Below are 7,465 nucleotides of genomic sequence, written 5' to 3'. Positions count from 1 at the left end.
CTGCTCAGGAATGCGCTCAAGTCCGTCGCGGGCGTCGACTTGGACGTCGAGGTCATCTCCGATGGCGCGATCGAGCCCATCAGCCGCCTCAAGACGCGCGCGCTGGGCAGCAAGAACCCGCGCCTGCACACCGACGAGACGCTCATGGCACTCTCGATCACCTCGGCGACCGACGAGACGGCCGCGCGTGTGCTCGACGGCCTCTCGCAGCTACGTGGCTGCGACGCGTTCTTCTCGGTGATCATCAGCGCCACCGACGAGCAGCTGCTTCGCCGCCTGGGCATCAACGTTTGCTGCGAGCCCAAGTACGAGCGCAGCGGCTACTTCCACAAGTAGGCGAGCGCGCGGCGCCAGGCTGCTGCAACGTCTCAAGCAAGGTAGACGCGGGGCGGCGGGGGGAAATTCGATCCCTCGCCGCCCCTTTTGTCTGCCGCCGCTCGTTCGTTCATCCGATCTACGCGCCGGAGAGCCTCCCAATACATAAATCGGATGAGCGGGGCTCTGCCGCCAGATGGCTGGCCGTTTCGCCCGGCGGGCGACGCTAGGCCTGCCCCGTGCCCTGCGTGAGGCAGTCGAGGAAGGCGCGGGCCGCGTGGCTCAGCAGGCCCGGGCGAAAAACGGCGCAGATGTTGCGGGTCACGGCGGGCTCGAGCGGACGCGTCTCAATGGCGTAGGGGCAGCGGCGCAGGATCAGCGCCGGCAGAATCGAGACGCCTAGGCCGTTCTCGACCATGCTCATGATGGCGTAGTCGTCCCAGGTGGCGAGCTTGGTCGCGGGCGTAAGGCCGGCCGCCTCGAACAGCGGGCTGATCTCGTTGTTGTCGCCGCGTTCGAGCAGGATGAACGGGTCGCGGCAGAGGTCGGCGAGTGTCACGCGCGCCCCGGCGGCCAGTTCGTGGCGTGGCGGCATCACGGCGAGCAGCTCGTCCACCAGCACCTCCTCGCGTGCCAGGCCCTCGCGCGGCGTCTGGGGCGGGTAGGGGAGAAACCCAAAGTCGACGACACCCTCGGCAACCCACTCCTCGATCTGGTTGTAGTCGCCCATGCGCAGCTCGTACTCGATGGCGGGGTGCGCCGCCTGGAAGCGCCCGATGGCGTCGGGCAGCACGTGGGTCGCCACGCTCGAGAAGGTGCCGATGGTGATGTGGCCGCGCTCGAGGCCTGCGACCTCGCCCACGCGCTCGGCGAGGCGTCGGTGGTCCTCGCACAGCACCTCGACGAAGGGCATCACGAGCGCGCCGTCTTCCGTGAGGCGCACGCCGCGCCGGCCGCGCTCGAGCACGGCAAAGCCCCACTCGCGCTCGAGGTCTGCGATCATGCGCGAGACGCCCGACTGGCTGTAGGCCAGCTCGTGGGCCGCGGCGCTGATGCTGCCGAGACGAACGGCGCAGCTGAGCGCCTGGTACTTCTGGATTGCCGCGTCCACGGTCATCCTTTCTCTCTGGCCTATGACACTGGGGACGTGCCTTCTGTCATGTGGCAAAAGGCACGTCCCCGTTGTCATGCTCGCCTTTGGCCTAATGCGTGCCAACAGGCCCGTCCCCCTTGACACGTATGCCATGCGATATTGTGCTAGCAAGTATGCTAAACATGCGCTTTTATCCTAGCATGGGCGCTGTCACACTGGGGTACGGAAAATCGCCCTCACGCAGCAAGGAAGCGCCCTTCCCATGTCCAACGCCAGCAAGAAGTACCTCGCTTCGCTCGTCCTCTTTGGCTCCAACGGCATTGTCGCCTCGATGATCGACCTGCCGAGCATCTTCATCGTGCTGGCGCGCGTGACCCTGGGCGCCGCGCTGCTCGCGGGCGTAGTGCTCGCGAGTCGCCGCAACCGCGCCAACCTGCAGGCGCCCAGCCACCCGCGCGAAGCCCTCTACCTGCTGATATCGGGTGCCGCCCTGGGCGTTGCGTGGCTCTTCCTCTTCGAGGCCTACCGTTACATGGGCGTGGGCACGGCGTCGCTGCTCTTCTACTGCGGCCCCGTCATCGTCATGGTCCTCTCGCCCGTACTCTTTGGCACGCGTCTCACGGCCCAGAAGCTGCTGGGGTTTGTCGCCGTCATCTGCGGCGCGTTTCTCGTGGTGGGAGGCGGTGCGGACGGCGCCATCCAGCCCATGGGCATCTTCCTGGGCGCCATGAGCGCGGTCATGTACGCTGTCATGGTGATCTTCTCCAAGAAGGTTAACTTTATCGGGGGCGTCGAGTGCTCCGCGCTTCAGCTGTGCGGCAGCTTCTCTGCCGTGGCCGTCTACCTCGTGGGGTGCGCCGTCGCGGGCACCTTTGCCGCTCCGAGCGCCGTCGAGCTCGCTCATCTCAACGTGGGAGCCATCCTCTGCATCGGCCTCGTCAACACGGGTCTCGGCTGCTTCATGTACTTCTCCTCGATGGGCGAGCTGCCCGTGACGCGCGTCGCGGTCTGCGGCTACCTCGAGCCCCTCTCGGCCGTGGTACTCTCCGCCGTGCTGCTGGGCGAGCCCATGAGCATGGCCAACGTCGCCGGCGCGTGCCTCGTGCTGGGCGGCGCCCTCTACTCCGAGCTGGGCGACCAGCTCGTCGACCGCCTGCGCGAGCGCCGTCACCACCACCTCGCCGCGGCCTAGCCCCTGTCCGAGAAGGACGCTGCCGAGACGGTCATGCCTTTCAACCCTGCCCGCTCACATCAAACTTCGTCTCTCGTGGCCCCGCGGCCGCTCCTTCGGGTATCGTTGGAGCCACCGCAAGGCCACAATGCTATCCGGGGGGATTCATGGCTTACCAGCTCATTGCGCTCGACATGGACGGAACGCTGCTCGACTCGAAGAAGCGCGTGCTACCCAGCTCGCTCGACGCCATCCGCCGTGCGTCCGACGCCGGCAAGGCCGTTGCCATCAGCTCGGGCCGCTGCCCTGCGATGGTGGCCCTCTACAAGAACGACCTGCCCGGCGTTCGCTACGCAATTTGCTGCGCCGGCGCCACGATCTATGACCTCGAGCAGGACAAGACCATGTTCGAGCAGTGCCTCGACCCCGCCTTCGTCGACCGCGCACTCGAGGTGGCCGAGGGCCTCGGCTTCTTCTTGCTCGAGGTAACGAGCGGTGCCAACGTCTACATGCAGCCCGACGAGGTCGAGCGCGTGGAGGAGGTCGGCGTGGGCGCCTACGCCGACCTCTACCGCAAGACCTGCACCATGGTCGATGACGCCCACGCCCTTGCCCGCGAGCTGCGCGGCAACCTCTCCAAGCTCAACTTCCACTTCGCGAGCGTCGAGGCCCGCGACCGCTGCCGCGAGCTGCTCGAGGGCGACGACGTCGTGATCACCAACGCCGAGCGCTCGACCATGGAGTTCACGGCGCGCGGCATCGACAAGGGCCAGGGCGTGGCCCGTCTCGCGCAGATCCTGGGCATCGACAACGACCGGACCATCGCCGTGGGAGACGCCGAGAACGACCTGTCGATGCTGCGGTCGGCGGGCCTTGGCGTGGCGATGGGCAACGCCCTTCCCGAGGCCGTCGCCGCTGCGGACGTGCAGGTGGCCGACAACGACCACGACGGCGTGGCGGAGGCGATTCGCCGCTACCTGCTCGCGTAAGGAGCGGTGCCGCGCATGGCGTCCTTACGCACTTCTCGCACCATAATGCCAGCTGATGGCTGGTGTGGCACTTAATGGGGGAGCGGCTGGCCCACAGGGGCTGGCCGCTTTCTTATGCACGCCCCTCGCTTGCGTACGCCCCCTCGGCGTACAACGCGTTAACAAATAATGAATTGGCCCGCGCGCCCGCCGCGCTCCTTGCGCGGTGCTAGGATGAAGACCCGTAGAAAGAGAAATGTTGGTATCTACGGGAAGGTTTCCTCGCATGACAAAGCACATCTTCGTAACCGGAGGCGTCGTCTCGTCCCTTGGCAAGGGCATCACCGCTGCCTCGCTCGGTCGCCTGCTCAAAAGCCGCGGCTACAAGGTCATGATGCAGAAGGCCGACCCCTACCTCAACGTTGACCCGGGCACGATGAGCCCGTTCCAGCACGGCGAGGTCTTCGTTACCGAGGACGGCTACGAGTCCGACCTCGACCTGGGCCACTACGAGCGCTTCATCGACGAGAACCTCACGCGCAACTCCAACTTCACCACCGGTGCCATCTACCAGAGTCTCATCGCCCGCGAGCGTCGTGGCGACTTCCTGGGCGGCACCGTGCAGGTCATCCCGCATGTCACCAACGCCATCAAGGAGCGCTTCCGCCGCGTCGAGGAGCAGACCGGCGCCGACGTCGTGATCACCGAGCTCGGCGGCACCATCGGCGACATCGAGGGCCAGGCCTTCGTCGAGGCCATCCGCCAGTTCCGCAAGGAGAAGGGCGCCGCCGACTGCTGCCTCATCCACGTGAGTCTCGTGCCCTACATCGCCGCAGCCCACGAGGTCAAGACCAAGCCGACCCAGCACTCCGTGCGCGAGCTGCGCTCCATGGGCATCCAGCCCGACTTCATCATGTGCCGCTCCGACCACGAGGTCGACGAGTCGATCCGCGCCAAGATCGCGAGCTTCTGCGACGTCGAGCCCGACTGCGTCTTCGAGAACTCCGACTGCGCCTCGATCTACGACGTGCCGCAGCACCTCGCCAACCAGGGCTTTGACCTCAAGGTCTGCGAGCGCCTGGGCCTCGAGCCGCGCAAGAGCGACATGAGCGAGTGGTACGGCTTCACGAGCCGCATGCACGAGGCCAACGCCAAGTCCGACGTCACCAAGATCGCCGTGGTGGGCAAGTACACCCAGCTGCCCGACGCCTACCTCTCGGTCATCGAGGCCCTGCACCACTCCGGCGTCTACTACGGCCGCCACGTCGACATCAACCTCATCGACGGCGAGAACCTTACCGAGGCCGACGTCGAGCAGGTCCTGGGCGACGCCGACGGCATCCTCGTGCCCGGCGGCTTTGGCATCCGCGGCCTCGAGGCCAAGATCCTCGCCACGCACCGCGCCCGCACGACCAAGACCCCGTTCTTGGGTATCTGCCTGGGCCTTCAGGTGGCTGTCTGCGAGTACGCCCGCAACGTCGCCGGCATGCCGGGCGCCAGCTCCACCGAGTTCGTGCCCGACTGCGAGTACCCGGTGATCGACCTCATGCCCGACCAGGAGGACGTCACCTCCAAGGGCGGCACCATGCGCCTGGGCGCCTACCCCTGCAAGGTCGCCGAGGGCACACTTGCCCGTGAGGCCTATGGCGAGGAGCTCGTCTACGAGCGCCACCGTCACCGCTTCGAGGTCAACAACGCCTACCGCGACAAGCTGCACCAGGCCGGCCTCACCTTCTCCGGCGTCTCGCCCGACGACCGTCTCGTCGAGATGGTCGAGCTGCCCGAGGACGTGCATCCGTGGTTCGTCGCCGCGCAGTTCCACCCCGAGTTCAAGAGCCGTCCAACGCGCCCGCAGCCGCTGTTCCGCGAGTTCGTGCGTGCCGCGATCGCCCGTCACGAGGGCGTCGACCGCCACGAGGTGACCCCGGGGGAGTAGACCCGTCGATTTCTCGCGAGCCTTTGCCGAGTTGGGCGCTCGCGTTTGTCGAACTGACGCTAGTATTATGTCGCCCTGGGCCCCGTGCCTGGGGCGACTCGTTCATCCGCGCCGCGCTCATCGTGGCTGCGGCGATCCGTGGGGGCGGACCAGCTTGGAACTTTCTCGTGCGCTCAAGGAGTATCTCAACTACGTGGCGGTCGAACGCGGCTGCTCGCGCAACACCGTGCTGGCCTATGGCCGCGACCTGCGCAGCTACCTTGCGGGACTTCGCCGCGACGGCGTGACGCGCCCCGAGCAGGTCACGCGCGAGCGCATCGAGGCGCACGTGCGCCGTCTGCGCGAGAGCGGCCTTGCCATCTCGAGCGTCGAGCGTGCGGTGTCCGCCATCAAGGGGTTCCACCGCTTCATGGTGGCCGAGCGCATCGCCGACAACCACCCCGCGGCCGACCTGCCCCTGCCCAAGAAGCCCGACCGCCTGCCCGACGTGATCAGCCGCGAGCAGGCCGCTGCCCTTCTCGACCAACCCTTTCCCGAGACGCCTGCGGGTCAGCGCGACCACGCGATCGTCGAGGTGCTTTATGGCTGCGGACTGCGCGTGTCCGAGCTGTGTGGGCTTGACCTGCGTCAGGTGATGCTCGACGAGCAGGTGCTGCGCGTGGTGGGCAAGGGCGACAAGGAGCGCATCGTGCCCATCGTGGGCTCGGCGGCCAGCGTCTTGGGCGAGTACCTCGAGACGTGGCGCCCGCAGCTGGTGAGCTCGCGCGTGTCGAGCAGCGCGGTGTTCCTCAACAACCGTGGCAGGCGCCTGTCGAGGCAGAGCGTGCACGCGCTGGTGGCCAAGGCCGGGACGGTCGTGGGCATCGAGGGGCTGCACCCGCACACGCTGAGGCACAGCTTTGCGACCCACATGCTCGAGGGCGGGGCCGACCTGCGCATCGTCCAGGAGCTGCTGGGACATGCCGACATCTCGACGACGCAGCTCTACACGCACCTCGACCGCACCCACGTGCGCGAGGTCTACATGGAGGCCCACCCCCGCGCCAACGCGTAGCCGCTGCCGGTTACCTGTCGGGGCCCACGATATCGCCGCTCTTCTCGCATGGCGTCCCGACGGCTTGGGCGCATGTCCCTTTAGCGTGCCGCCTTCGCTCTTCTCGTGCGCTGACAGGGTGGGGTCGTCCCACAGGTCGGAGGGTCCTTAGCGTGCCGCCTTCGCTCTTCCCGTGCGCTGCCCTGCCTGCCGTTTGTGTCAAACCAGCGGTTCTTGCCGCGCAGAAATGCACATTGTTGCGGTTCTTTCCGCGAAAAGGGCCAAGTAGGGGCCGAGACGCGGCAAGAACCGCGCCTTTGTGCAAAACCGACCGGCAAGAACCGCAGTTTGCAACATTTGGCATTGATCCTCTCTGTGAGGGAAGAGGGACTCCTTGCCAGAACCAGCCATTTGCTGCAAGGGACATGTTTTGGCGTCGTGGCGCCTTGCAGAAACCGGCACATTGCTGCAGGCGGCCAATTTGGGCAGGGCTTTTTCTTGCAGGAAACGGTCGTTTGCTGCAGGGGGCATGTTTTGGCGTCGTGGCGCCTTGCAGAAATCGGCACATTGCTGCAGGCGGCCAATTTGGGCAGGACTATTTCTTGCAGAAATCGGCCGTTTGCTGCAAAGGGCTTGTTTGGGCGGGGAAGGGTCCCTACATTTATCGGTGCTTTGCTGCAAACGCCACCCGTGCATTCGCGGGTGGCGCTTCTGCTTCTGTCATCCGTATATGAGCGGGCACCACCGCTCGCATGGCCATGCCGGTCGCTCGGCTGCGCGTCCCGCGAGCGCGCTCGTGCCGCCCAATCGCTCGCATAGCCCCGCAAGCCGCCCGGCCGCGTGCTTTCGCCGCCGCGCCTGTGTCACGCGACCGCCCGCATGCCCCATTGCCCCGCTGGCCGCCGACGCCCATCCGTCTCCTGCCGCTCACCCCCGCGCTTCACACGTT

Annotated in this window: 6 protein-coding genes; 5 read left to right on the top strand and 1 reads right to left on the bottom strand. The window is 66.6% G+C overall.

The window, feature by feature from the left end; translation table 11 throughout:
• Nucleotides 1-336, top strand: a 336-nt coding sequence (locus tag AC1VTH_RS05250) for a DUF1846 family C-terminal domain-containing protein (RefSeq protein ID WP_481335089.1), incomplete at its 5' end; no start/stop codon positions are given.
• Between the two features lie 205 nt (nt 337-541).
• Here AC1VTH_RS05250 and AC1VTH_RS05245 read toward each other — a convergent pair.
• Nucleotides 542-1,432, bottom strand: coding sequence for a LysR family transcriptional regulator (locus AC1VTH_RS05245; protein WP_481335087.1), 891 nt, complete (start codon nt 1,430-1,432; stop codon nt 542-544).
• A gap of 238 nt (nt 1,433-1,670) precedes the next feature.
• On the opposite strand from AC1VTH_RS05245, the gene AC1VTH_RS05240 reads away from it, so the two are divergent.
• The 4 genes from AC1VTH_RS05240 (at nt 1,671) to xerD (ending at nt 6,537) form a co-directional block, all read left to right on the top strand.
• A complete protein-coding gene (locus tag AC1VTH_RS05240) occupies nt 1,671-2,600 on the top strand; it encodes a DMT family transporter (RefSeq protein WP_481335086.1) in 930 nt (309 codons plus the stop codon).
• 146 nt (nt 2,601-2,746) lie between these two features.
• Nucleotides 2,747-3,568, top strand: a complete 822-nt coding sequence (locus tag AC1VTH_RS05235) for a Cof-type HAD-IIB family hydrolase (protein WP_481335085.1) — start codon at nt 2,747-2,749, stop codon at nt 3,566-3,568.
• A gap of 265 nt (nt 3,569-3,833) precedes the next feature.
• The gene (locus AC1VTH_RS05230; RefSeq protein WP_481335083.1) at nt 3,834-5,483 is read left to right on the top strand and encodes a CTP synthase; all 1,650 of its coding nucleotides are present in this window, start codon (nt 3,834-3,836) and stop codon (nt 5,481-5,483) included.
• Nucleotides 5,484-5,637: 154 nt separating this feature from the next.
• The gene (gene xerD, locus AC1VTH_RS05225; RefSeq protein WP_293673735.1) at nt 5,638-6,537 is read left to right on the top strand and encodes a site-specific tyrosine recombinase XerD; all 900 of its coding nucleotides are present in this window, start codon (nt 5,638-5,640) and stop codon (nt 6,535-6,537) included.
• The last annotated feature ends 928 nt before the right edge of the window (nt 6,538-7,465 follow it).

The sequence above is a fragment of the Parolsenella sp. genome, from assembly GCF_982402205.1.
Note: the sequence above shows the minus strand (reverse complement) of the source record. Positions and strands in the feature narration are given on the sequence as shown.